Genomic DNA, 22,576 nt, shown 5'->3' with positions numbered 1-22,576 from the left:
CAGTGGTTCATCGGCCGTGGAATCGGGGAGTGCGCCGGTCGCGGAAGGCCGCCAGGCCCTCGGCGCGGTCGTCGGTGGCGGCGGACAGCGCCCCGGCGAGGGCCTCGAAGGCCTCGGCGCTGGACGGGGTGGCGTGGTTGAGCACCTGCTTGGCCAGCTGCACCGCGACGGGCCCGCGGCGGGCGATGGCGGCGGCGAGGCGTTCGGCGGTCTCCCGTACCCCGCCGGCGGGCGCGACCTCGTCGACCAGGCCCCACTGGAGGGCCGTCGTCGCGTCGACGAGATCACCCGTCAGAATGAGCCGCTTGGCCCGGGCCGGGCCGATCAGCGCGGTCAGGCGGGCCGTGCCGCCCCAGCCGGGCAGGGTGCCGATGCCGACCTCCGGCAGGCCCAGGCGCGCGGTGTCCGCGGCAACCCGCAGATCGCAGGCCAGGGCCAGTTCCAGACCGCCGCCGAAGGCACCGGCCTGGAGCACCGCGATGGTCGGCTGCCGCAGGGCCGCCAGCCGGCGGAACGCCTCGTGGCCGGTGTGCACCCAGTGCCGCCACACCGCGAGCGCGTCATGGTCGGCGAAGGCGCCGAGGTCGGCCCCGGCGCAGAAGGCGCGGTCCCCTTCCGCGGTGACCAGGACGGCGCGGACCGTGTCGTCGGCGTGGACGGCGTCCGCGCACCCGGCCAGGTCGCCGAGCATGGCCGGGGTCAGCGCGTTGAGCTTCTCGGGCCGCGCCAGGCTGATCACGGCCGTGTCGCCGTGGCGTTCCAGTCGGACGGTGCCCTCGGGCGGCGGGGGAGGAGTGTCACTCATGGCGGTCTCCTGGGGCGAGGTCGAGCGCGATCGGCTCGGGACGGAACAGCCGGGCGTCCATGAGGGCGAGCCGAGGACTGACACGGAGCGGGAAGCCCGCGCGTTCGACCACGTCCCGCCGGACGTCGACGCCGGGGGCGACCTCGGTGACCGTCAGCCCCTCGGGCAGCAGCCTCATCACGCACCGCTCGGTCACGACGGTGACGCGCCGGCCCTCGGCCCGCGCCCGGCGGCCGCTGAAGGTGACCTGCCGGACGGCCTCGACGAACTTCGGTGTCGTGCCGTCCCGGTGGATGCGCAGCGCCCCGTCCTCGATCGCGATGTCGCTGCGGCCCGCGGTGAAGCAGCCGCTGAAGACCAGGTGCCGGGCGTTGGCGGTGATGTCCGCGAAACCGCCGACGCCGGCGGTGATGTGGGAGCGACCAGGCAGCGCGGAGACGTTGACGTTGCCCTCGGCGTCGATCTCCAGGAACGACAGCATCGAGGTGTGGAACGCCCCGCTCTGCAGGAAGGTGAACTGGTCCGCGGACGGGAGGATCGCCTCGGGATTCAGTGCGCACCCGAAGGCGAAGCCGGTGAGCGGGAACCCGCCGACCGCGCCCTGCTCGATGACCCAGGTGACATCGCTGTGGCGGCCCTCCTCCAGCAGCACCCTCGGGACGAGGGCCGATATGCCGAAGCCGAGGTTGACCACGGCGCCGCGGTGCAGCTCCACGGCGGCGCGCCGCGCGATCACCTTCTCCAGCCCGAACCCGGCGGGCTCCACCTCCGTCAGCGGGCGGCGCAGCGCACCGGCCAGGGCCGGGTCGAACGGGGTCTGCGTGGTCTGCATCTGCCCGGCGTCGACGACGACGCGGTCGACGAGGATGCCGGGCACCCGCACCTGCTGCGCGGGCAGCGATCCCGCCTCCGCTATTCGCTTGACCTGCGCGATCACCAGGCCGCCGTGCGCCCGGGCGGCCAGCGCCTGGTCGAGGGCGCCCAGCGGCGAACCCTCGTCCTCCATGGTGAGGTTGCCGTTCTCGTCGGCGGTGGTGGCGCGGATGACGGCCACGTCCACGCCGATGGCCGGATAGAACAGCCACTCGCGTCCGTCGAACCGCTCCACGCGGACGAACTGCGGTGTGGCCGCGTTCATCCGGCCGCCCTCGCGGCGCGGGTCGACGAAGGTGTCCAGGCCGACGGTGGTCAGGACGCCCGGCTGGCCGGTCGCCGCGCTGCGGTGCATCTGGAACAGCACGCCCGAGGGCAGGTTGTACGCCTGCACCTCTCCGGCCTCGATCAGCTTGCGGATCAGCGGCGGCTCCAGGGAGGACGGCCCGCTCGGGTAGGAGCCGGCGAACACCCGGCGCAGCAGGCCCGGTTGGGCGAGGTGGTCGATGCCCCTGATGCCGTACATGTCGCCGGCGGCGATGGGATGCAGGGTGGTCAGCCCCCGGGGCGCGCCGGTCGCGCCGAATCGCTCGCCGATGGCGCGCAGTACGGCGTCGGGGCAGCCGAGCCCGCTGGAGGAGCTGACCGACACCACCGCGCCGTCCGGCACGAGGGCGGCGGCCTCCGCCGCGCTGATCACGGGTGTGCGGGTCACGGCGTCTCGCCCTCCAGGCTGCTGACGGGGGTCACGGGGGTCACGGGGGTCACGGGGGTCACGGGGGTACGGGTGCCGGTGCGCAGCGCGTCACGGACGGCGAGGGCGACGGCGAGGGACGCGAAACCGTCGGCGCCCGTCGCCAGCGGCGTGCCCTCGCCGTGGACGGCGTCGGCGAAGGCCCGCAGCCCGGTGACGTAGAGGTCGTCGCGGGGGCCGACGTCGACGGGCACGGTGCTGCCACCGCGGCGGAGCACGACCTCGCCGTCGGGGTCCTGGGTCATGGCGTCCGTGGCGAACAGCGAGGCGTCGGTGCCGTGCACCTCCAGCGCGGTGCCGGCGTGCGGGACGGTGAACGCGTCGTGGGCGCAGGCGAGTACGTCGTCCTCGAGGCGCAGCACCGCCATGACGGCATCCTCCACGCCGGGCACGGCCAGCCCCTGGTTCACGGCGGTCGCGGTCACGTCGAGCACCTCACGGCCGAGGACGAAACGCAGTGCGTCGGCGTCGTGGACGGTGATGTCGAAGACCACTCCGCCGCCGGCCACCGGGTTCTTCAGCCGCCAGCCGCGCAACCGCTGCGGCAGTTCGACGGCGTGGTGGACCCGTACCGCCAGCGGCCGGCCGACGTGCCCGCCCGCCACCATCTTTTGGATCGATCTAATAACGGGTGAGGCGCGCAGATGGTGGTGGGTGCCGAGCACCACACCGGCGGTACGGGCGGCGCGGACGATGTCCGCGGCGTCGTCCAGGGTCATCGCCAGCGGCTTCTCGCACAGCACGTGCCGGCCCGCCGCCGCGGCGGCGACGGCCTGCTCGTGGTGCAACTCGTTGGTGGTGCTGATGTACACGGCGTCCGCCGGTACCGACAGGGCCTCGTCGAGCGTCCGCGCCGCGACCGGCACCTGATGACGCCCGGCGAACCGCCGGCCGCGCTCCGGACTGCCGCTGAAGACGGCCACCGGTTCCTGGCCGAGCGCCCGCATCGCGGGGATCACCCGCGTGGCCGCGATGTCGCTCGCTCCGACCAGGACCCACCGCAGGGGCCTGTTCATGGGGTCTCCTTCTCGCTGTGTTCCTCGGGGCGGCAGCCGCAGGAGGCGCGCACCACGAGCTGGGGCACACTCACGTCGCTCTCCGGGGGGCCGTCCGGGCGCTCTATCCGCCTGATGAGCAACTGGGCGGCGCGTTCGCCGAGTTCACGCGGCCTGATGGCCACGGTGGTCAGTGCGGGATGCTGCAGGGCGGACTCCGTGATGTCGTCGAAGCCGGTCACGCGCACCTCCTCGCCGACGCGGATGCCGAGTTCCTCGCAGGCGAGGAGGACACCGAAGGCGACGACGTCGCTGTAGCAGACGATGGCGTCCGGGCGATCCTTGCGACGCAGCACGGTGAGGGCGGCGTCGTACCCGCCCTGCCGGGTGGCGGCGCTGGGCACCGACCTGCTCGCCGGGAGGGTGCGCCGCCGGGCGGCCAGTGCCTCCTCCACGCCGCGCTGCCGGTCGTACCGTGCCGAGGAGTGCTCGGGCCCGCCGAGGAAGGCCACCTTGCGGGCACCGTGCGCCAGCAGGTGCTCGGTGGCGGCGCGGGCGCCCACCACGTTGTCGGCGCCCACGTACGGGGCGGGGTGGCCGTCGACGTAGCGGACGACCAGCAGATGCGGCACCCGGGCGGTCACCAGGGGACGCAGGTCCTCGGCGGTGGTGTCGTGCGCCGGGGTGATCAGCAGGCCGTCCGCGCCGTACTCCTGCATCACCCGCATCAGATCGGCCTGCTTGGCGGTCGACTCGTAGTTGTGGCCGAGCAGGACGACGATGCCCGCTTCCGCGAGGGCCGCCTCGACGCCGACGGTCAGCTCGGCGAAGAACGGGTTGGAGACGTCGGTGACGAGCAGGCCCACGGTGTGCGAGCGGCGGCTGCGCAGGCTCGCGGCGCCACGGTGGTAGACGTATCCGAGCCGGTCCATCGAGGCCCGTACCCGCGCCCGGGTCGAGTCCGCGACCAGCGGACTCTCCCTCAGTACGAGTGACACGGTCGCCCGCGAGACCTTGGCGTCCGCCGCCACGTCCGCCAGGGTGACCCTATTCCTGCCCATTCCCCCGCCGCCTTTCGTCGACTCGACCGTCCATCGGCTTCATGCCTCGCCCAGGATGTGCGCGGCACCCTTCTCGCCGATCATGATGGACGGTGCCTGCGTATTGCCGCTGATCAACGTCGGCATGATGGACGCGTCCACCACCCGCAGCCCCGCCAGCCCGCGCACGCGCAGGTCCGTGTCCACCACGGCCATGTCGTCGCCCCCCATCTTGCAGCTGCCGACGGGGTGGTAGTCCGTCTTGGCCCACTGCTTGATGTAGGCGCGGATCTCGTTCTTGGTGCGCACCCCGGACCCGGGCAGGTGCTCACGCTTGATCAGCGGCGCGAAGGCGGAGGTGGCCAGCAGTTCGCGGCCCTTCTCGAAGGCGGTCATCGAGACCTCCCAGTCGTGGGGGTCGGCGAGGAAGTTGGGGTCGATGGCGGGCGGGACGAGGGGATCGGCCGAACGCAGCGTCACCTCGCCGACGCTGCGCGGGCGCAGGTTGCAGGTGTTGATGGTGACCCCGTGGCCCTTGATGCGCTGCCGGCCGTGGTCCACGACGTACGCCGGCAGGCAGTGGATCTGGATGTCGGGCGAGCGCACGTCCTCGCCGCTGCGCAGGAACGCGCCCGCCTCGGCCACGCAGGCGGTGACCGGCCCGGTGCGGAACAGCAGGTACTGCAGCCCGTGGCGCAGCGCGCGGTCGGGGCGGTCCTCCTGGTTGTAGCTGACCGGGGCCGTCTCCGCCGTGAGGTAGACGTCCATGTGGTCCTGGAAGTTCTTGCCCACGCCCGCCAGTTCGTGGACGACGGGGATGCCCAGCCGGTTCAGTTCCTCGCCCGGCCCGATGCCGGACAGCAGGAGCAGCCGGGGCGAGTTCACCGCGCCGCCGCTGAGGATCACCTCGCCCTCGGCGCGTGCGGTGTGCTCCTTCCCGCCACGCAGGTAGGTCACGCCCACGGCCCGGCCGTGCTCCACCAGCACCCGGGTGGCCGTGGCCTCCGTGACGACGGTGAGGTTGGGGCGCCGCCGCGCGGGCCGCAGGAAGGCGGTGGCGGTGCTCTCCCGCCGGGCGTTGCGCTGGGTGACGTCGTAGTAGCCGACGCCGTCCTGCTCGGCGCCGTTGAAGTCGTGGTTGTAGGGAAGGCCGATCTCCTGGCCGGCCCGCACGAACGCCTTGGTCAGGGGGTTGTGCATGAGCTGTTCCACGACGCTCATCGGCCCGGTGGTGCCGTGGAACTCGTCCGCGAAGCGCTCGTTGGCCTCGGACTTCTTGAAGTACGGCAGGACGTCCTGGTAACCCCAGCCCTTGTTGCCGAGGTCCCGCCACTCGTCGTAGTCCAGGCGGTGGCCCCGGATGTAGATCATGGCGTTGATCGAGGTGCTGCCGCCCAGCGTCCGCCCCTGCGGGTAGTACATCGGGCGGTCGTCGAGATGACGCTGGGGGACCGTCTCGAAGCGCCAGTTGACCTTCGGGCTGGTGAGCTTGGTGAAGCCGACCGGCATGTGGATCAACGGCGACCGGTCCGCCGGTCCCGCCTCCAGGAGCAGGACCCGGTGATCCGGGTCGGCGCTGAGCCGGTTCGCCACCACGCATCCGGCGGCGCCGGCGCCCACGACCACGTAGGTGAAGCGGTCGACCATGACGTTCACTCCTTCGCGACCGGTTCATTAGACCGATCTAAATTTGCGTTGGAGCGATCTAAATGCCGCGGTTCCCGACCGTCAAGGGGTGCTGCATGAAAAAGTTGGCGAATGGGGCGCCGCGCGCCGTCGGACGGCCCGGGTGCAAGGGTGGGAAGGCCTCCGGGGCGCGGGTGCCCGGGTGTGCTCTCCGGACCCTCGCAGGCGCCGAGAACAAGCAGCTGACCTGGGAGGATGTAGTGAACCGGAGCGTGGTCGGCCAGACGCCGCCGCCGTGCCCGGGCCGCTGTCCCGAGGAGTCCTGCGGTGGCGGGTGGCCCGGGAGGCGACGGCCTGCCGCAGGAGCCCCGAACGCCTCGACGCCGCTCGTGGGTGGTGGTCCGGGCAGGCGATCTTTAGAACGATCCAACTCCGAGTGGCGCACATCCCGTCAGCCGCCGTCGGCGGCCCGGCCCTTGGGGACCACGGGGATCGGCGGGCGGGCGCCCTGGCCGGCGTGCCGCCGCCGCCCCATCCGGGCAGCAGACGGCCGGTGCTGTAGCAGGGGCAGCCGCCACGGACCCGCATCGCGCGCTCGTAGCAGGTCCGGCAGTTCGGGCCGCTCGACCACTCCGCCGACGTCGAAGCCCGACGGCCGCAACGGGCGCGATCCCGGATCATCCACCGCTCGTACTCCTCTGGCGTCACCGCTCACCCCCCGGGCGCCAGCCTGACCCGTGTGGGTCGGCGGGCGGCCAGGTTGATCGCAGCTTCTTCGCCGACGGCTCGGCGGGCCGGGAGGTTCCGGGCCGAGGTGGTGATCAGAGCCGTGGGCGTGCAGTCGTGGATGCCGCAGAGGGGGGGCCGGCACCGGCAGGGAGAGCCGTTCCGGGGTTCCGGAGACCAAGCGGGTTCCGGAGACCAAGCGGTGGGACGGGGAGGAGGGCAGGGTGATGCCGCGTTCGGTCAGGTGCGGCATGGGCTCGGCGGCGGTGAACGTGCCGCGGGCGGCCAACAACTCGCGCGGGTGCCGATGACCACGGGTCGTGCGCGTCAGTCGCAGTAGTGATCCAGAACGTATGGCAGGTGCTGGGCCCATCTGTCGTACGTCACGTCGTCGGGCGCGGTCAGCGTGCAGTCGTACGGCACGTCGTCGGTGAACTCGAAGAACAGCGTGCACTGCCGACTGGCGTCCTTGAGGGCGTGGTCGATGCTCGCGATCTTGTTCCAGCGGAAGTCGAGGCTGATGTCCCCGGGTCCGAGCAGTTTGATCTCGACCCCGTGGGCATCGATGATCACGGCACGTTCGTCGTCCGCGGCGTGGAAGCGGTCGGCGTCCTCGGAGGTGGGTTCCCGGCCCTCCCCAGGGCCGTCCTCGGCGGGCGGTGCCGCGAGGGTGGGCGGTGGCACCACGAGCGTGGGCGGGTGCGAGGCGTCCATGACCCCGGTGAACGCGTCGAGCAGTTGCTCCGTGGTGGGCCGCCGTGCCGGGTCCTTCTCTAGGCAGGCCCCGACGATCCCGCGTATGCCCTCCGGAACCGATGAGAGGTCCGCTTCCGCGTGCACTGAGCGGTACATCAGCATCATCGGCGTGCCCTCGCCGAAGGCGCTGCCGCCCGCAGCCGCCACGAGGACGGCGCCGAGGGCGAACACGTCGGCGGCGCCCGTCACTTCACGGCCCTCCGCCTGCTCAGGCGCGAGATAGCCAGGGGTGCCGAAGGCATGGCCCGTCACCGTCAGCCGGGTGGACTCGACGCTCCGGGCGATGCCGAAGTCCACGACCCGGGGACCGTCCGGCGCCATGATGATGTTGCCCGGCTTCAGATCGCGGTGTACGAGCCCGCACCCGTGTACCGCCTGCAGCGCCTCCGCCAGCGCCGCGCCGAGCTGTCTCAACTCACCCTCGGCCATGGGCGCTTCGGCGGTGATCAAGTGGGCGAGCGTCGGGCCCGGCACATACGCCGTGGCCAGCCAGGGCGGCTCTCCGTCCGGATCGGCGTCCACCACCTGCGCCGTGTGGAAGCCGCCGACCCTGCGTGCCGCGTCCACCTCGACACGGAACCGGGCCCGGAAGGCCGTGTCCGCGGCCAGCTCCGGCCTTGCCACTTTCACCGCCAGCAGACGCCCGCCGCGCGACCGGGCCAGATACACCGTACCCATCCCGCCCGCACCGAGTTCCCGCACCACGGCGTAGGATCCGATCCGCTCCAACTGATCTTCCCCCGTTCGCCTTTCACATCTTCTCGTATCTGCCGTGTCCCGTCCGCACCAGCCTTCGGGAGTTCCTCTCCGTGGGGACGGCCGCGCACAGGAAACATCTACCCGGGCCCACCGCGTCAGTGAAGGTGAAGGCGGTGCGAGTGGAGCGGGCTACTCCCACCCGGACCATGAGAAGGCCCACTGCGCGGCGTACGGTGTGGGGCCGTTTGCCCGGAGGAGGGCCGGGACGGCGGGGAGGCCGGTGGGGGAGGCGGCGGAAGGCCGGTGACGGAACGCCGCGGACCGTGGCCGGCCACCGGGCCGCGGGCCACCGGGGTGATCCGGGCGTCAGTGGCCCGCGGTGGCACCGTCGGCGGGAGCGCCACCCGTACCCACGCGCACCGTCTCCACCCATGAGGGCGGCGCCGGTGCCTCCTCGCCGATCAGGGCGGCGATGAGACGGCAGGAGAGAGTCTCCGCGGGCCAGGGTGTGAAGCCGTCCGTGAGGACGATGACGATGCGGGGACGGTCCGGCATCGCGAGGGCCGCCTCGATGCCCACGCGCATGTCGGTGCCCCCGCCGCCGTCCAGCGCGACCTGCTCGGCGGCCATCACCCGGGAGACGGCGTGGACGTCGGCGTCGCAGGCGAGCACGGCGACCCGGTTGCCCCGCACCCCCACCTCGCGCAGCACCCCGGTGATCTCCCCCAGGGCCGCGGCGAGTTCCCCCTCGCCCATCGAGCCGGAGGTGTCGACGACGATCGCCACCCGCGGCAGCGGGCGGCGCAGGCTCGGCAGCACGGCCCCACGCAGCGCCGGGGTGCGCCGGGACGGGCGGCGGTAGGTGTAGTCGACGGCCCCGCCGGCCCATGCGGCCGCCTCACGGACGGCACCCGACAGCACCTGCCGCCAGTCCACGGTGGGCTCCAGGATCTCCTCCGCCCAGCGCCGCCACCCGGCCGGAAGGGTCCCGCGGGTGCGCTGGTGGGCGCGCATGGCCTCGGCGGTGTGCCGCCGCAGGGCCTCCGCCTCCACCGGTCCCAGCCGGGTGGGGCCGCCGGGTCCCCTCGCCTCCCACGGAGAGGGGTGGCAGTGGGCCCCCGACCCGCAGTCGGGCGAGCGCACCTCGGGCGGCAGGCGGGCGAGGTACGCCTCGAACAGCAGGCCCTCGGGCAGGCCGAACCGGCCGGGTTCCATCCGCCCGGCCGGAAGGGGCAGGCCGTCGGCGAGGAGATCGTCGTTGATCTCGCAGTCCTGCGCCACGTTGACGCGATGCCAGTCGCGCTGGTCGGCGGCGGGAAGCCGTTCGGCCCGGCCGTGGTGGTCGCGCAGCAGGTGCGCCACCTCGTGCACCCACACGGCCGCGAGTTCGGCCACGGGTGTCCGCTCCACGAAGCCGGGTGACACATAGCAGCGCCAGTGCCGGTCCACTCCCATCGTCGGGACACCGCTCGACGGCACCACGGTCAGCGCGTACAACGCCGAGGCGAGGTAGGGGCGTTGACTTGCCGCCCGGTACCGCGCGGCGAGCAGCTTCGTCATGTCCAGGCCGGGGCCGCCCTCCGCCATCCGGTCGCCTCAGCCGCCTTGGGGCAGGGCACCGGACAACTGGAGCAGGTCCAGGAAGCCGTCGATGCCCTGCGGCACCGGCCAGTCGGTGTCGCGCATCGCCGCCAGATCGACCGCGGCCCGGGCGGCGACATCGGGCACGCCCGCATCCACCGCCTTGCCCAGGACGGCCCAGCCGGCCTCCCAGCGCTCCCGGGTCAGGTCGTCCTGGATCGCCGCGACCACGGCGATCAGGAACGCGAGCTGCCGGTCGCCGCGGTCGGGCAGGGCGAAGGCGTCCGGATCGGCGAGCACCCGGTCCGGATCCGGCAGGTCCAGATGCTCCAGGTACGACAACAGCTCGATGCCGGCGCCGTCCCCGACGGCCCCGGTGAGCGCCGCGGCCACGGATTCCCGGCCGGCGCCGGTCGCGTACCCGGCCGCGAGCAGCGTCAGCGCCATCTCCCAGGTACGCGGGGAGGGCCACGCCCGGCCGCGGTTCTCCGCGTCGGCCGGCATGTGGTGGACCAGGCCGGGCCGCGCGGTCAGGAAGCCGGAGACGGCGCCACGCGCCCGCGCGACGGCGCCGGGGGCCTTGGCGGGGTCGACGACCGGGACGGTCATCGCCGGCCAGGTGCCGGCCATGCCGCGCGCCACGGTGCGTGGATCGTGGGTCCAGTGGAGGTGGACGAACCGGTTGGCCAGTGGCGGACTGAGGTGCCATCCGTCGGCGGCGCTCGACGGCGGGTTGGCGGCGGCCACGATCCGCACCGCTTCCGGCAGGACCAGGCTGCCCACCCTGCGCTCCAGCACCACACGCAGGAGCGCCGCCTGGACGGCGGGCGGCGCCGAGGACAGTTCGTCGAAGAAGAGCAGACCGTGCCCGGTCCGGGCCAGGCGGACCGCCCAGTCGGGCGGCGCCATGGGAACGCCGGTCGTCGCCGGATCGTCCCCGACGATGGGCAGGCCGGCGAAGTCGGAGGGTTCGTGGACGCTGGCGACGACGGTCTCCAGCCGGATCCCGAGGCCGGCGGCGAGCTGCTCCATGCCCGCCGACTTGCCGATGCCCGGCTCGCCCCACAGCAGCACCGGCTGGTTGGCGGTCACCGCGAGCGCCAGCGCCTCCAGTTGGGGGCTGGCGGACGGTTCCGTGCGCGAGCTGCGCAGCCTGCGGCGCAGGTCGTCGGCCGCGGCGAGCGGGGTGGGCAGGTCGTGACCGGCCGCGGCGTGGTCACCCCCGCTCCTGTGCGGTGCGCTCACTCCTGCCAATCCTCCCACTCCTCCTCCCACCAGTCGGCGCCGATGCCGGGATGCTCCTTCGCCACGCGTTCCCGCAGGAACTCCAGGTCGTGACGCTTGTACTTGCGGATGATCTGGTCCAGCGACAACCCCGCGTTGTCGGTCACGTCGATCCGGGCCCCGGCCGCGAGCAACGCCTCCACCAGGGCCACGGAACCGCGCTTGCCGACCGCCGTGCACAGCGGTGTGCACTCGCGGTAGTCCCTGCCCTCCAGGTCGAGACCCGCCGCCAGCAGCCGGTCGAGCAGCAGTTCGTGGTCGACCAGGGGGAGCACGTGCAGCAGGCTGCGCATGGCCCCGTCCCGGATCCGGGGATCGACCCCGGCGTCCAGGAGTTCCAGCACTCCGGGGGTGTCCCCGTGCTGGGCGCGCAGGAACAGCTCCCGCCGCTGGTCGCGCAGGGCCCTGGGCAGCCGTTCGGTGCCCGACGTCCATGCCTGCTGGACGGCGAAGCAGCCTGCCACGGCGCCGCCGAAGGCGCGCATGGCCCGCTCCCGCTGCTGCTCCTCCTCGGTGTGCGGTACGTCGAGGCGGCCGCCGCGGGAGACGACGTGGTGCCAGGAGCCGCGGCATCTGACCCGCACCGGTACGGGTGCCTCCGGTCCCGGAGGGCCGTCGGGCACCGGAAGCGACGGAAACAGCGCGGCACCGACCAGCGGGTGGAGGTGCGCCGGCGAGAGCCGGCGGGAGCGCAGCAGCTCCAGGTCCGGCAGTTCGTGCCACAGCGCCTGCGGCATGAGCGGGCTGTCGTCCTCCCCGACGGCACCGGCCCGCAGCCCGCCGGGGCCGGTCGGGTCCGTCAGTTCCAGCAGGACGGAGGTCCGCCACCCGTCGGGTATCCGGAAGCGGTTGCCCCCTCCCGCCTCCGCGAGCCGCCGGACGCCCGGCTCCAGCCGGGTCAGGGCGAGTGCGCGCGAGGCGAGAACGGTCCTCGGGTCGATCTCGCGCCAGCGGGAGGGCGGCGGCGTCAGGTCCACCTCGATGCCCGCGGCGGCGAAGGCCGCTTCGACCTCGCCCCGCTCGTGCAGCAGGGCGGCCCACTCGGCGCGCTCGGCCGGGTCGTCGCCAGGGTCCGCGCGGGGCAGCTCGGACTGCGGGCGCGGGGTGCCGTCGGTGTTGAGGAAGGGCGGCCTGACGGCGTTGCCCCCGCAGTGTTCCAGCAGTTCGGCGGTGCGGCGCGCGTCCCACAGGTGCCGTGCGGCCGTCCAGTCCTCGGTGGGCGTGCCCCCTTCCGCCGCGGGGTCCCCGAACCGCAGGCTGAGCCGCTGGGGTCCTTCCGTCATCACGGGTGTCAGGACGTAGAGGTACGGCGCCGCGCCATGGCCCTGCGGACCGTGGGCCGAGAGCAGCACGGTGACATCGGGCGCGAGCGTCGTCCGCCCGCCCAGCAGCCGCGGAAGGTGCCATCGCAGCAGGTCCGGTGCGAAGTGGCGGAGGTCGTCCGTCACGGCGGCGGCGACGTCCGTGCCGTACTGCCCGGCGATCCGGGGCAGTTCGAAGGTCACGTCCACGGCGGCCGCGGCGCAGGCGCCGGCCCAGTCACCGGCCAGCCGGCGTGCGCCCGCGCGCTCGATCATCCACCGGGGCACCGCGTAGCGGCGTATCCGCTGCCAGGCCGCCGCCTCGTCGGGGGAGAAGCGGCTCAACGGTAGGCACTCCCTATCGCGTGGAGATCGGGGTGGGGCCGGGACGTGGGCCGCATCAGCCGGTTGAAGGACCGCTTCACCTTCCGGGGCAGACCGGGGCCCAGACCGACGTATTCCAGGGGCGAGTCGTCGCCCACGGCTGCGAGGAGGGTCTTCGCCCCGCGTCCGGTCAGGCCGGTGTGGCGCAGTTCGAGCCGGCGCAGCGGGCTGCCCGCGAGTGCCGAGGCCAGCGCACCGGCTCCCGTGTCGCCCGTGGTGTTCGCGGGGGCGCCGAGGCTCCGCTCGGACGGCGCCCGGCCCAGGTCGAGCGTCTCGATCCCGCCGAGGGCGTCGGCCAGGGCCCGCGTACCGGCGGGTCCGATCCCGTTGCCGCCGAGCCCCAGGCGCACCGGCCGCGCCGGGTCGAGCGCCGACGCCAGCACGGCGGCGCCCTCGTCGCCGAGGTGGTTGGCCGGCAGGTACAGCTCGCGGACGCCGGCGTCCCGGATGAGGGCGGCGAGCAGCGGCGCGCTTTGGGCGGTCAGCCCGTTGCCGCCGAGGAAGAGGCGTTCCACGGGCCGGGCCCGCTCGGTGAGGGTGGCGAGCAGCGCGCTCAGGCCGTCCGCGGTGATCCCCGTGTTGACCAGGTCGAGGGTGCGCAGGGTGGTGTTGCGGCGCAGCATGGCGGCGAGCGCGCGGACGCCGTCGTCGCGGACCGGGTTGCGCTTGAGCCACAGGGCGCGGACGGTGTCGTCCCCCGCCAGCCGTTCGGCGAGCACCCCCGCGCCCTCGGCGCTGATGCGGTTGCAGCCCAGGTAGAGCGTGCGCAGGCCGTGTCCTTCGGTGAGGGCGTCGGCCACCGTGCGGGCTCCTTCGTCCCCGATGGAGTCGGTGCCGAGCAGGATGTGAACGGCGTGCGGCGAGGCCGCGGCCACCGGCATCAGCCGGGCCGCCCCGCCCGGTCCGAGGCCCTGCTTGCACAGGTCGACCCGCCCGTCCGCGCGCAGGGTGCCGACGGGAAAGGAGAGGTCGGACCGGACCGGATCCGGCGAGGCGAGCCGGTCCAGCATCGGGTCGAGGAGCACCGGATCCGCGAGGGGGATGTCCGGGTGCTCGATCGCGGGGCAGCGTACGGGCGTCTGCTGTGTCATCACCACTCCACGGTCCCCGGCCGGCCCCCGCCCACCGGCGGGGACGGGGTCGTCCTCCGCCCGCGGCGGGACGAACCGGCACCGATCGACGTTCCTCCATGGCCAAGGGTGGCAAGGCCGGTCGGATTCGAACCGACGTCCTCCAGCTTGACGCGTGGGCGCGACGACCTCTGCGCTACGGCCTTGCCAGGCGTGATCATAGCGAAAAACCGTCGCACGCACGTTCGTTCGGCCCTGTCCGCGCCGGGGAAGTCCCGGGCATCGCGCAAGACGGTGATTCTCCCGGCTCGTCGCAGCGCCACGAACTACGGTCGCGACCATGGTCGAACACGATGCCTTCGGTGCCACCCGCGAGGCCTACGACGCCGCCGCCCCCCTGTACGCGCAGATGTTCCGCGGCGAACTGCGGGACAGGCCACTGGACCGGGCGATGCTGAGCGTCTTCGCCGAGGCGGTCGGCGAGAGCGGCAACGGTCGGGTCGCGGACCTGGGATGCGGCCCTGGCCATGTCACGGCCCATCTCGCGGAGTCGGGGCTGGCGGCGTTCGGCGTCGACGCCTCCCCGGCGATGATCGGGCTGGCTCGAGGGGCTTATCCGGGTCTGCGGTTCGACGTGGGCTCGATGGCCGCGCTGGGCATCGCTGACGGAGTGCTGGGCGGCGTGCTCTCACGGTGGTCCGTCATCCACACTCCGCCGCAGGAACTCCCGGTCGTCCTGGGGGAGTTCCATCGCGTGCTGGCCCCTGGCGGCCACCTTCTGATCGGCTTTTCGGCCAGCGACGATCCGTCCCACCCGACGCAGGTCTTCGATCACGCGGTCGCGCCGGCCTATCGGTGGTGGCCCGATCACCTCGCCGTGATGCTGCGCACGTCCGGGTTGGCCGAGGTGGCCCGGATGGTTCGCGAGCCCCGGCCCACCGACCGGCGGCAGTTCCGGGAGATCCATCTGCTCGCCCGCAAAGCCGGGTAGGGGCTGCCGGCGGGCCGTCGGAGCCCGCGCGCCGCCGTCAGGGGTGCGGCGCGCGGGCGGCTCGGTCGCCGTGCGCGGTTCAGCCCGATCGGTGCGGGTCCGCTCCACGGGCGGGAAAGGGCAGGCCGTGGCCGGCCGGGAAGAGCGGGTCGCCGGTGTCGTTCGGCACGTCCTCGCAAGACGCCTCCACCGAACGCATCGAGGAGGGCATCTCCACCGGCAGGCGGCCACCGGGTGCCGCCTCGCCGAAGAGCAGGCCCAGCAACGCCTCGTCGGTGATCCCGAACTCGGCGACGGTCGCCGCCGCGACCGCCGCGATCTCGGGGATGACGGCGGGCCGGTCGAGGTGGACGACCACCACGGACGGGACCTCGCGCAACTCGCCCACCAGCCGTGCGCCCTGTTCGGCGGGAAGGTCGAGCCGCCCCTGGTGGAAGGCGCCTTCGTAGTCGATCCCGCTGTGCCGTTCCTCGAACGGCGCCGGCAGCCTGACCACGGCGACATCGGCCTCCGCACGGCCGGCCACCACCGTGCCGTAGGGCGCGGCGGCGGCCGGGGCGATCCCGGTCAGGTGCAGCCGCGTCCCTCGGGCCAGCGGGAGCACCGGGTGCGCGGGGTCGCCGTTGTCGAGGAGGACCGTCGCACGCTGCTGCGCCCGGACGCCCGCTGCGGCGAAGTCCGCGCGCCCGACGGTTCGTTCGGCCTCGTCCGGATCGACGTAGGGGTCGTCGAACAGGCCGAGCAGGAACTTCTGGCGCAGGATGCGACGGGCGGAGGCGTCGACGCGCTCCTGCGCCACCCGGCCGGATTCGACGAGTTCCACCACGAGTTCCGGGCAGAACTCCCCGCCCAGCTGGTCGACCCCCGCCTCCAGGATCCGGTGCACGCGGTCGACGCGGCCCAGCTCCTCCACACCCCAGCAGCGGGCCGGCCAGCGGGTTCCGCCCACCCGTACGTCGGTCACGAGACCCCAGTCGGAGCAGACCACGCCCTCGTAGCCGTACCGTTCCCGCAGCCAGCCGGTGATCACCTCGCGGTTGAACCCGAAGCCCACCTCCTCGACGCCGAGTCCGAGCGGGATCGCGTAGTACGGCATCACCGCCGCGGTGCCGGCCGCGAAGGCGGCCTCGAAGGGCACCAGGTGCCGGGCGGCGTTGCCGCCCGGGTAGACCTGTTCCCTGCCGTACGGGAAGTGCGCGTCCTCGCCGCGCAGTTGGGGGCCGGCGCCGGGGAAGTGCTTGGTCATGCACGCCACGCTGCGCGGCCCCAGCCGTGCGCCCTGCGTGCCCCGGACACACGCGGCGACCAGCTCGGCGGCGAGGTCCGGGTCCGCCCCGAAGGTGCCCACGCCGATCTCTCTCCTGGTCCGCCGCCCGGGCCCGGAGTGCGGCCGGCCGCCCGGTGCCGCCACGACCCGGGCGGAGGTCCGTTCGCGCACGCGCCGGGCCGCCCCGGGCGACTGGGGATGGCCGCCCGGCGCGGGCCGGACCAGCCGTGACAGCGGCTCGCATGCGAGGGCGACCCGGGGCACAGAACGGTAACGAAGCCGTGATCATGCGTAGTGGTGCGATCGCGGACCGTAACATCCTCTGTCCCGGGGCTTCACCACAGAATTCCCGGTGTGGGGGGAAACCATGCCATTCCTGATGGGGGCGGACACGCCTGTCCGGGCTGTGCGAGGGGTTCTGGGGACCGTTGTCGGCGCCGTGCTGCTCGGTGTGCCGGTGACCGGCTGTTCAAGTGGAGGGGCGTCCGGATCCGGTGCGTCGGCCGCTCCCTCCGTGTCCGCGGCCGTGTCCAGCAGCGCTCCGCGGTCGCCCTCCGCCGTCGCGTCCCCCTCCGTGCCCCCGGGGCCCGGCGCGGCCGGGACCAGCGGCCCGCCTTCGCCCTCGTCCACCGGGGACGCGGTGGCGAGTGAGACGGCCGGCGCTTCGGCGCTGTGGGGGAAGGAGTACAGCGGGACGGCGGAGATATCCGCCGACGTCTACGACTACTGCGGCACCGGTGGGTCCCGGCGGCTCGCGGAGTCCAAGTCGTACTCCATGAGCGCCACGCTGGACCTGAGCCGACCCCGCGAGGGTGGGGGCGAGACCGAGGACAATCCGTTCTCCCTGCTGTTCGCGGCGGGGCAGCCCGCCGAGGTGGGTGCGGTGTCCTTCTGGTCGTCCGCCGTCAGCACCGGTTCGAGCCAGGACCTCGCGGGGAACCCGCGCGACCCCAACCTGCTGCTCACCTACTGGCACCTCGAATGGGACGACGGCGCACTGAGCGGACGGCTCACCGACCCCCACACCGAGCAGGGGGTCGCCCTCAACCTGCTCAACTGGCCGAGCCTGATCGTCCCTTGCCGCACCGACCTCGGCACGCTGCCGGGCGGCTACCCGCACGCCCTGGCGGCGGGCACGACGCTCAAGGGCGAGGTCGACGGCGGCGGCGCCTCCCTGACGGCACAAGGCGGTAGCGGTGACGGCCAGGTGGAGTTCCGCCTCGACTTCAAGGGGTCGCCGTCGTGACCCGTGGGACGAGCCTCGCACGGCACGCGAGCGGGCCCGAGGGGGAGGTGCGCCATGGCCGATGAGGAGCTCGCCCGGTGGGGCGTGCGGATCGCGCAGTGGGCGGCACCCCACGAGACGGCCCTCGCCGCCCGGATCACCCGTGCCTACGCCGCCGGAGGAAAGGCGCGCCGGGACCTGTTCCGGACCGGAGGACTCGCGCCCGGCGGGTCCGGTGGAGCGATCGGCACCATGCTTCCCGAACTGCTGGACGCACTGGCGTACGCCGCCGACGCGCTGAAGGCGGCCCTGGGCAGCCAGCAGTTCGCCAACGCCGTTTCCGTGGCCGCGCTGCTGACCGGCCTGCGGGCGCAGCGCTCCGGCCGGGACCGGCCGCAGCCCCCAGCCGGTGGCCGGGCGCCGCTGCCGGACCGGAGTGAAGGCGACGGCGGCCGCCCGGCCGCCGACCGGGCCGACGGAGAGGGGACCCGAAGCGGCGCTGCCGCGAGCGCGACACCTCCGCAGCTCACCGCCGAGGCCGTACGGGCCGCGCTGCAGATGTGTGAACGGTTGCGCTCCCGGGGCGTCGACACGGCCACGGCCGAGGAACTCGCCGCCCGGCTGACCGCCCGGCTGCTCACCGCCCAGGATCACAGTGATGCCGCGGCCTTCCTCGACGCCTTGGTGGCGGGCGAGCCGCCCCCGCCGGCCGGCAGGGCATCCCGACGTCGGCGGACGCCGCTGCGGCGTCTGGCCGACGCGACGGCAGGCTTGCTGCGCCGGCGCCCGGCGCCCGGCTCCGGCATCGGCTCTGGCTCCGGCATCGGCTCTGGCTCCGGCATCGGCTCTGGCTCCGGCATCGGCTCCGGCTCCGGCATCGGCTCCGGCTCTGGCTCCGGCTCTGGCATCGGCTCCGGTACCGGAGCCGGTTCCGGCACCGGCGGCTCGCCGGGATCCTCTGCCGCGGCGCGGGACGAGACGGACGGTGCATGAGAACGGCCGGCGCCCCCACGGTGGGCTCTGCGCCCGGCGCCCGGCCCCCGCGGCGGCTGTGGGGGCCGCCGCCCTGGCTGTGGCTGACCTTGGGGCTTCTCGTGACGCAGACCCCGGCGCTGGCCTACTGGCTGACCTGGACGGTGGCCGAGGGCCGGACCTGGGACGGCCGCACCCTGGACATGCCGACGACCCTGGCGCTGACCCTCGTGCAGGTGCTGCCCCTGCTCTTCCTGCTGGCGGGGGCGCTCTCCCTGGTCGCGCCCCGGCGGCGCGGACGGTACGTCGAGAGGCGGTACGGGCTGCTGGCCCCGGACCACCCCGACACGACCTCACCCACGACGCCCGACGGCGCGGACCACGACGAGGACGGCGCGTCGGACGGCTGCGACGGGATGCGGCGGTTCCTGGCAGAGCGGGCGCCGCGGACCGAACTGCGCATCAGCATCCGCAGGGACCTGGTCGCCCGTGTCTATCCGGGCCTTCGGCGCAGCCCGCGGATCGGCGTCTTCAGCCCGCTGCTCCGTCTGTGGGACGAGGACCGGGATGCGGCCGAGGCGATCCTGCTGCACGAACTCGGCCACCTCCGGTACGGCGAGCAGCATGTCGCCGGGCTCGGCAGCCCGTTCACGGCCCTCGTCAGAGCCTGGCCGTACCTGGTCGCCGTGTTCGGTCTGCTGCCCGCGGTGCTGCTGTTCGTCTCAGGGGTCCCCGCCCCCTTCATGCACGCCCAGATCGTCCTGGTGCTCCTGAGCGTGCCCAAGATCCTGCTGATCATGGTCGGCGCCCTGTGGTCGGCGGAACTGGCCGCGGACCGGTACGCGGCGCAGACGGCCGGGTGGCGAACACAGCTGCGGGCCCTGAACGCCCTGCAGGAACACGCCCCCGGCGGCCTTGCCCGGCTGTACCACCCGCCCGTCCGGATGCGCCTGTGGTTCGCCGCCCGGACCGAGCAGCGGGTGGCACAGGCGCTGCTCCTGCTCCTGTGGCCCCTCGCGGTGTGCGCCGAGAACGCGCTGGACCTGCTGGGAGCGCTCCTGGGCTACCACCTGCTCGGTGCCTCCGGCCCCGTCGACGCCACCCGGACCGCCTTGTCCCTCGCCCGCGGGCAACTCACCTCGGGGCCACAGTGGTGGGCCATACTGGCCGCTCTCGCCGTCTGGCCCCTGGCTGCCGACGTCTGGCAGCGGCTGCGGGGCCGCCACGACACGGCCGGCACCTTCTCGCCCACCGCCTACGTGACCTCCGCCCTGCTCCTCCTGCCGGCCCTTGCCCTGGCCCTGGGGTTCCTTCCGGCGGCCGGTACGGCCGGCGACCCCTCCCGGGCCGAATCCCCGACCCCCGGTGGCAGCACCACCGCAGCCGGTGCCCCGCCCACCCCCTGCCCCACCCGGTCGCGGCCCGCTGCTCCGGCCCGCCCCGCAGAACTGCCGGGCTTCGACGCCCTGCCGACGGGGGGCTCCACGAGCACGGCTGCGCCCTCCGGCGGCCGCGTGCGAGCGTTCCGCACCGTTCGGGTCCTCACCGCGGAACGTCTCTCAGGGGCCGACGCCCAGGTCCAGGACACGGCGGACCGCCTCCGCCATGCCCGCTGGACCCTGCACGCCGACGGGACCCTCAGCGCCGGCGACCCCGCCCTTCCGGTCCTGCACACCACCGCGGTGAGGGGCGACACACGTCTGCTGTACGGCGAGCAGACCCGGACGACGGATGTCAGCGCCACCACGACCTGGCTGGCGGCCCGTCTGCGCACGCGTGCGGGTCACCCCGCGCGACTCGAACTGGTCCGCGCCACCACCGGTGTCACGCATGCCGTCGTCGCCTGCCGGGAGTTCGACTCCACCGTCACCGCCGCGATCCGGCTGGACCTGCAACTCGAGGAGGGGTGAGCCGCCGGTCGGCCCGCCGATCGGCCCGGCGGTCGCCCCGCTCCCGTCCGGCGGCCCTCACCGGCACCGCACCCTGCCCGGCGCGTGGGACCGCCAGTCGTCGCGCCGCCGGGTGCGGGCCTCCGTGTGCAGGCCGGCGGCACGGGCGGCGCGGAACGCGGCCGTCGCCCGCCGTTCGGACTCCGCGGTGACGGCGTTCCCGGTCAGCGCGCGGGCGAGCAGGGGTGCCGTGGCGCCCTGGATCTCGCCACCGGCCCCGCGCGCACGGCCGCGGGGGTACACGAGCCCCGGACCGAACCTTCTGCCCCGGCTTGGTCTGTTCCCCATGCCTGTATCCGTCCTTGCGCACCGGTAGTTCGGTTTGTCGTCGTTTCGGGTGGAGTTCTTCTCCATGTCGACTGCCCCAGCGTGCGGCGGCGACCTTCTGTCACACCGAGGGGCACGACAGTGTGGTTGCGTGATCAGGACGGCGTGGCCCTCCTGGAGATCGAACGCCAGGTCGGATTCCCGCCGGTTTCCGGTGCCGGTGCCGGCCATGCTCAAGGACATGAACCGACTTGAAGGAAAAGTGGCCCTGATCACGGGCGGCAGCCGGGGCATCGGTGCCGCTGTGGCGTCACGGCTGGCCGAAGAAGGCGCCGACGTCGTCCTGACCTATGAGAACAGCGCGGAACGCGCCACCGAGGTGGTGGAGCAGATCAAGGCCGGAGGACGCCGGGCACGGGCCGTCCAGGCCGACAGCGCCGTCCCCGAGGCACTCATCGCCGCGGTGGACGAGGCCGCCGCGATGTTCGGCAGACTCGACATCCTGGTCAACAACGCCGGCGTCTTCCTCATCGGCCCACTCGAGGACCTGGGGCCGGCAGAGATCGACCGCACCCTGGCGGTCAACGTCCGGGCGCCGTTCGCAGCGTCCCGGGCCGCAGCGCGTCACATGGGCCAGGGCGGCCGCATCATCAGCATCGGCAGCAATGTCGCCGAGCGTGCGGTCTTCCCCGGACTGGCGCTGTACTCGATGAGCAAGACGGCTCTGGTCGGGATGACGAAGGGCCTGGCCCGAGAACTCGGTCCGCGCGGAGTCACCGTCAACCTGGTGCATCCCGGCCCCACCGACACGGACACCAACCCCGCTGACGGGCCGAACGCCGAGGTGATCGCCGGCTTCACGGCTGTGGGCCGCTATGCGGAAGCGGCCGAGATCGCGGCCACCGTCGCCCACCTGGCAAGTGCGGACGGCTCGTACATCACCGGAGCCTCGATCCATGTCGACGGCGGCTTCACCGCCTGACACGCGGGCTCGACTTCGCAACCACGCCGAGGCCCGACCGGCAGGGCCGAGGCCCGACCGGCATGAGCGATCCGCTGCCTCCCGGCCGGGATGAACACGGGCGGTGCGGGAGTTGGGCATGGCGACAGGTCGGGTGATCGCCGTGTCACCACCGCACCGCCACCGAAAGGCAACCCCATGCCCTTGCTGCGCCTCGGCGTCTCCCTTCAACCGCGCTGGCCGCTCGACGACGGAGCCTGCGTGCGGCAGTCTTCTGTCACACAGAGGGGGGCACGACCGGGCTTGAGCGGCCCATCAGCCCGGGCGCCCATGCCTCAGACGGGCCGGAGTCTCCAATCACCTGCCGGTTCGGAATGAACCCACAGGTAGCCGGGTCCGCTCAGGCGGACGGTTCCTCTTGTGGATCCTGTCTTGTCAAAGTCCAGTGGTTCGCCGGTTCCGAACGCGTGATGTCTGAAATCCAGGTACCTCGTGCTGCGGCTCAGGCACTCGTACCGCAGTTCCAGATGCCCGCCCTCCCAGGTGTACAGCCGGGTGCCGCGGCCGATGGCAGTGGTCGGCAGGGCAGGGAGATCGTCAGCCCGCATCCTGTCGAGCTGCCAGCGAGCCACGCCGTTCTCCCCCACCTTGCGCACTTCCAGGTGCGTGTAGCGGCCGGGCAGTACGAACGGATGCCACGAAGTCCCCCACGTGTGGAAGAGGGCAGCGTGCGACGACTGCTCCTGCGGGGTGTCGATCCGGGGTTCCGCGCTGAAGGTGGTGAGCGGTCCCCGCGACCTCAGCCGCAGCAACGCCGGCTTCCCCTGTGGACGATGAACGGCAACAGTGCGCCTTCTCCAGCCACCCACCGGAAACGTCTGCGGTGTCATGCCACGCCCCTTTCGAAGGACCGTACTCGGCATCCTCGCATGGCCGGGCCCGTCACAATGACCGGTGGCCGTTCGGTCGGGCCTCCGCCTCCCACCCGGCCCGAGGACCGCCGCCAGGGCTCGCCACCCGGTCGACCGAGCGGGCGCGGTACCGGAACAC

Annotated in this window: 19 protein-coding genes; 5 read left to right on the top strand and 14 right to left on the bottom strand. The window is 73.4% G+C overall.

Features of this window, described 5'->3' with window-relative positions:
• Nucleotides 1-7: 7 nt before the first annotated feature.
• The 11 genes from ACFYMU_RS04635 to ACFYMU_RS04585 all read right to left on the bottom strand — a co-directional run bounded on the left by ACFYMU_RS04635 (nucleotide 8) and on the right by ACFYMU_RS04585 (nucleotide 13,915).
• Nucleotides 8-805, bottom strand: coding sequence for an enoyl-CoA hydratase/isomerase family protein (locus tag ACFYMU_RS04635; RefSeq protein WP_388367712.1), 798 nt, complete (start codon nucleotides 803-805; stop codon nucleotides 8-10).
• On the bottom strand, nucleotides 798-2,393 hold the full coding sequence (locus tag ACFYMU_RS04630) for an acyl CoA:acetate/3-ketoacid CoA transferase (RefSeq protein WP_388367709.1): 1,596 nt from the start codon (nucleotides 2,391-2,393) through the stop codon (nucleotides 798-800). The genes ACFYMU_RS04635 and ACFYMU_RS04630 overlap by 8 nt, the downstream gene beginning before the upstream one ends.
• Nucleotides 2,390-3,448 carry a Gfo/Idh/MocA family protein gene (locus tag ACFYMU_RS04625; protein WP_388367706.1) on the bottom strand — a complete coding sequence of 353 codons (1,059 nt, stop codon included), beginning with the start codon at nucleotides 3,446-3,448 and terminating at the stop codon, nucleotides 2,390-2,392. Before ACFYMU_RS04625 ends, ACFYMU_RS04630 begins: the two co-directional genes overlap by 4 nt.
• The gene (locus tag ACFYMU_RS04620) at nucleotides 3,445-4,488 is read right to left on the bottom strand and encodes a LacI family DNA-binding transcriptional regulator (protein ID WP_388367703.1); all 1,044 of its coding nucleotides are present in this window, start codon (nucleotides 4,486-4,488) and stop codon (nucleotides 3,445-3,447) included. The genes ACFYMU_RS04625 and ACFYMU_RS04620 overlap by 4 nt, the downstream gene beginning before the upstream one ends.
• 39 nt (nucleotides 4,489-4,527) lie before the next feature.
• Nucleotides 4,528-6,114 (bottom strand): GMC family oxidoreductase, encoded by a 1,587-nt coding sequence (locus tag ACFYMU_RS04615; protein ID WP_388367700.1) that lies wholly within the window; start codon nucleotides 6,112-6,114, stop codon nucleotides 4,528-4,530.
• A gap of 430 nt (nucleotides 6,115-6,544) precedes the next feature.
• Nucleotides 6,545-6,778 carry a hypothetical protein gene (locus tag ACFYMU_RS04610; protein WP_388367687.1) on the bottom strand — a complete coding sequence of 78 codons (234 nt, stop codon included), beginning with the start codon at nucleotides 6,776-6,778 and terminating at the stop codon, nucleotides 6,545-6,547.
• Between the two features lie 368 nt (nucleotides 6,779-7,146).
• Nucleotides 7,147-8,304, bottom strand: coding sequence for a serine/threonine-protein kinase (locus ACFYMU_RS04605; protein WP_388367684.1), 1,158 nt, complete (start codon nucleotides 8,302-8,304; stop codon nucleotides 7,147-7,149).
• A 336-nt stretch (nucleotides 8,305-8,640) separates the two neighbouring features.
• A complete protein-coding gene (locus ACFYMU_RS04600) occupies nucleotides 8,641-9,861 on the bottom strand; it encodes a VWA-like domain-containing protein (RefSeq protein WP_388367681.1) in 1,221 nt (406 codons plus the stop codon).
• Nucleotides 9,862-9,870: 9 nt separating this feature from the next.
• Nucleotides 9,871-11,100 (bottom strand): AAA family ATPase, encoded by a 1,230-nt coding sequence (locus tag ACFYMU_RS04595; RefSeq protein ID WP_388367678.1) that lies wholly within the window; start codon nucleotides 11,098-11,100, stop codon nucleotides 9,871-9,873.
• Nucleotides 11,097-12,785: an ankyrin repeat domain-containing protein gene (locus ACFYMU_RS04590; protein WP_388367675.1), complete on the bottom strand. Its 1,689-nt coding sequence runs from the start codon at nucleotides 12,783-12,785 to the stop codon at nucleotides 11,097-11,099. The genes ACFYMU_RS04595 and ACFYMU_RS04590 overlap by 4 nt, the downstream gene beginning before the upstream one ends.
• A complete protein-coding gene (locus tag ACFYMU_RS04585; protein ID WP_388367672.1) occupies nucleotides 12,782-13,915 on the bottom strand; it encodes a gala protein in 1,134 nt (377 codons plus the stop codon). The genes ACFYMU_RS04590 and ACFYMU_RS04585 overlap by 4 nt, the downstream gene beginning before the upstream one ends.
• Before the next feature lie 319 nt (nucleotides 13,916-14,234).
• Here ACFYMU_RS04585 and ACFYMU_RS04580 point away from each other — a divergent pair, with 319 nt between their 5' ends.
• Nucleotides 14,235-14,885 (top strand): class I SAM-dependent methyltransferase, encoded by a 651-nt coding sequence (locus ACFYMU_RS04580; protein ID WP_388367670.1) that lies wholly within the window; start codon nucleotides 14,235-14,237, stop codon nucleotides 14,883-14,885.
• 79 nt (nucleotides 14,886-14,964) lie between these two features.
• On the opposite strand, the gene ACFYMU_RS04575 is transcribed toward ACFYMU_RS04580, so the two are convergent.
• Nucleotides 14,965-16,296 (bottom strand): glycoside hydrolase family 3 N-terminal domain-containing protein, encoded by a 1,332-nt coding sequence (locus ACFYMU_RS04575; RefSeq protein ID WP_388368002.1) that lies wholly within the window; start codon nucleotides 16,294-16,296, stop codon nucleotides 14,965-14,967.
• Between the two features lie 496 nt (nucleotides 16,297-16,792).
• Between ACFYMU_RS04575 and ACFYMU_RS04570 the strand changes: the two genes are divergently transcribed.
• From ACFYMU_RS04570 to ACFYMU_RS04560, 3 genes are read left to right on the top strand one after another with little or no spacing between them, the layout of a single operon-like run.
• Nucleotides 16,793-17,398 (top strand): hypothetical protein, encoded by a 606-nt coding sequence (locus tag ACFYMU_RS04570; protein ID WP_388367668.1) that lies wholly within the window; start codon nucleotides 16,793-16,795, stop codon nucleotides 17,396-17,398.
• A 54-nt stretch (nucleotides 17,399-17,452) separates the two neighbouring features.
• Nucleotides 17,453-18,370, top strand: a complete 918-nt coding sequence (locus ACFYMU_RS04565) for a hypothetical protein (RefSeq protein ID WP_388367666.1) — start codon at nucleotides 17,453-17,455, stop codon at nucleotides 18,368-18,370.
• Nucleotides 18,367-20,259: a hypothetical protein gene (locus ACFYMU_RS04560; RefSeq protein ID WP_388367663.1), complete on the top strand. Its 1,893-nt coding sequence runs from the start codon at nucleotides 18,367-18,369 to the stop codon at nucleotides 20,257-20,259. The genes ACFYMU_RS04565 and ACFYMU_RS04560 overlap by 4 nt, the downstream gene beginning before the upstream one ends.
• A gap of 57 nt (nucleotides 20,260-20,316) precedes the next feature.
• On the opposite strand, the gene ACFYMU_RS04555 is transcribed toward ACFYMU_RS04560, so the two are convergent.
• On the bottom strand, nucleotides 20,317-20,586 hold the full coding sequence (locus ACFYMU_RS04555; protein ID WP_388367660.1) for a hypothetical protein: 270 nt from the start codon (nucleotides 20,584-20,586) through the stop codon (nucleotides 20,317-20,319).
• A 220-nt stretch (nucleotides 20,587-20,806) separates the two neighbouring features.
• Between ACFYMU_RS04555 and ACFYMU_RS04550 the strand changes: the two genes are divergently transcribed.
• On the top strand, nucleotides 20,807-21,547 hold the full coding sequence (locus ACFYMU_RS04550; protein ID WP_388367657.1) for an SDR family NAD(P)-dependent oxidoreductase: 741 nt from the start codon (nucleotides 20,807-20,809) through the stop codon (nucleotides 21,545-21,547).
• Nucleotides 21,548-21,861: 314 nt separating this feature from the next.
• On the opposite strand, the gene ACFYMU_RS04545 is transcribed toward ACFYMU_RS04550, so the two are convergent.
• Complete coding sequence (locus ACFYMU_RS04545) at nucleotides 21,862-22,416, bottom strand: hypothetical protein (protein ID WP_388367654.1); 555 nt, start codon at nucleotides 22,414-22,416, stop codon at nucleotides 21,862-21,864.
• Nucleotides 22,417-22,576: the final 160 nt, after the last annotated feature.

It is taken from the genome of Streptomyces sp. NPDC007264 (genome assembly GCF_042869095.1).
In the GTDB taxonomy this organism is placed as follows: domain Bacteria; phylum Actinomycetota; class Actinomycetes; order Streptomycetales; family Streptomycetaceae; genus Streptomyces.
The sequence above is the reverse complement of the archived record's forward strand: the minus strand, read 5'-3'. Positions and strand labels throughout refer to the sequence as shown.

Bases quoted from the DNA above. Each gene is read 5' to 3' on its own strand.
- ACFYMU_RS04635 (WP_388367712.1), bottom strand. From the start codon at position 805: ATGAGTGACACTCCTCCCCCGCCGCCCGAGGGCACCGTCCGACTGGAA.
- ACFYMU_RS04625 (WP_388367706.1), bottom strand. From the start codon at position 3,448: ATGAACAGGCCCCTGCGGTGGGTCCTGGTCGGAGCGAGCGACATCGCG.
- ACFYMU_RS04620 (WP_388367703.1), bottom strand. From the start codon at position 4,488: ATGGGCAGGAATAGGGTCACCCTGGCGGACGTGGCGGCGGACGCCAAG.
- ACFYMU_RS04615 (WP_388367700.1), bottom strand. From the start codon at position 6,114: ATGGTCGACCGCTTCACCTACGTGGTCGTGGGCGCCGGCGCCGCCGGA.
- ACFYMU_RS04600 (WP_388367681.1), bottom strand. From the start codon at position 9,861: ATGGCGGAGGGCGGCCCCGGCCTGGACATGACGAAGCTGCTCGCCGCG.
- ACFYMU_RS04585 (WP_388367672.1), bottom strand. From the start codon at position 13,915: ATGACACAGCAGACGCCCGTACGCTGCCCCGCGATCGAGCACCCGGAC.
- ACFYMU_RS04580 (WP_388367670.1), top strand. From the start codon at position 14,235: ATGGTCGAACACGATGCCTTCGGTGCCACCCGCGAGGCCTACGACGCC.
- ACFYMU_RS04565 (WP_388367666.1), top strand. From the start codon at position 17,453: ATGGCCGATGAGGAGCTCGCCCGGTGGGGCGTGCGGATCGCGCAGTGG.
- ACFYMU_RS04560 (WP_388367663.1), top strand. From the start codon at position 18,367: ATGAGAACGGCCGGCGCCCCCACGGTGGGCTCTGCGCCCGGCGCCCGG.
- ACFYMU_RS04555 (WP_388367660.1), bottom strand. From the start codon at position 20,586: ATGGGGAACAGACCAAGCCGGGGCAGAAGGTTCGGTCCGGGGCTCGTG.
- ACFYMU_RS04550 (WP_388367657.1), top strand. From the start codon at position 20,807: ATGAACCGACTTGAAGGAAAAGTGGCCCTGATCACGGGCGGCAGCCGG.
- ACFYMU_RS04545 (WP_388367654.1), bottom strand. From the start codon at position 22,416: ATGACACCGCAGACGTTTCCGGTGGGTGGCTGGAGAAGGCGCACTGTT.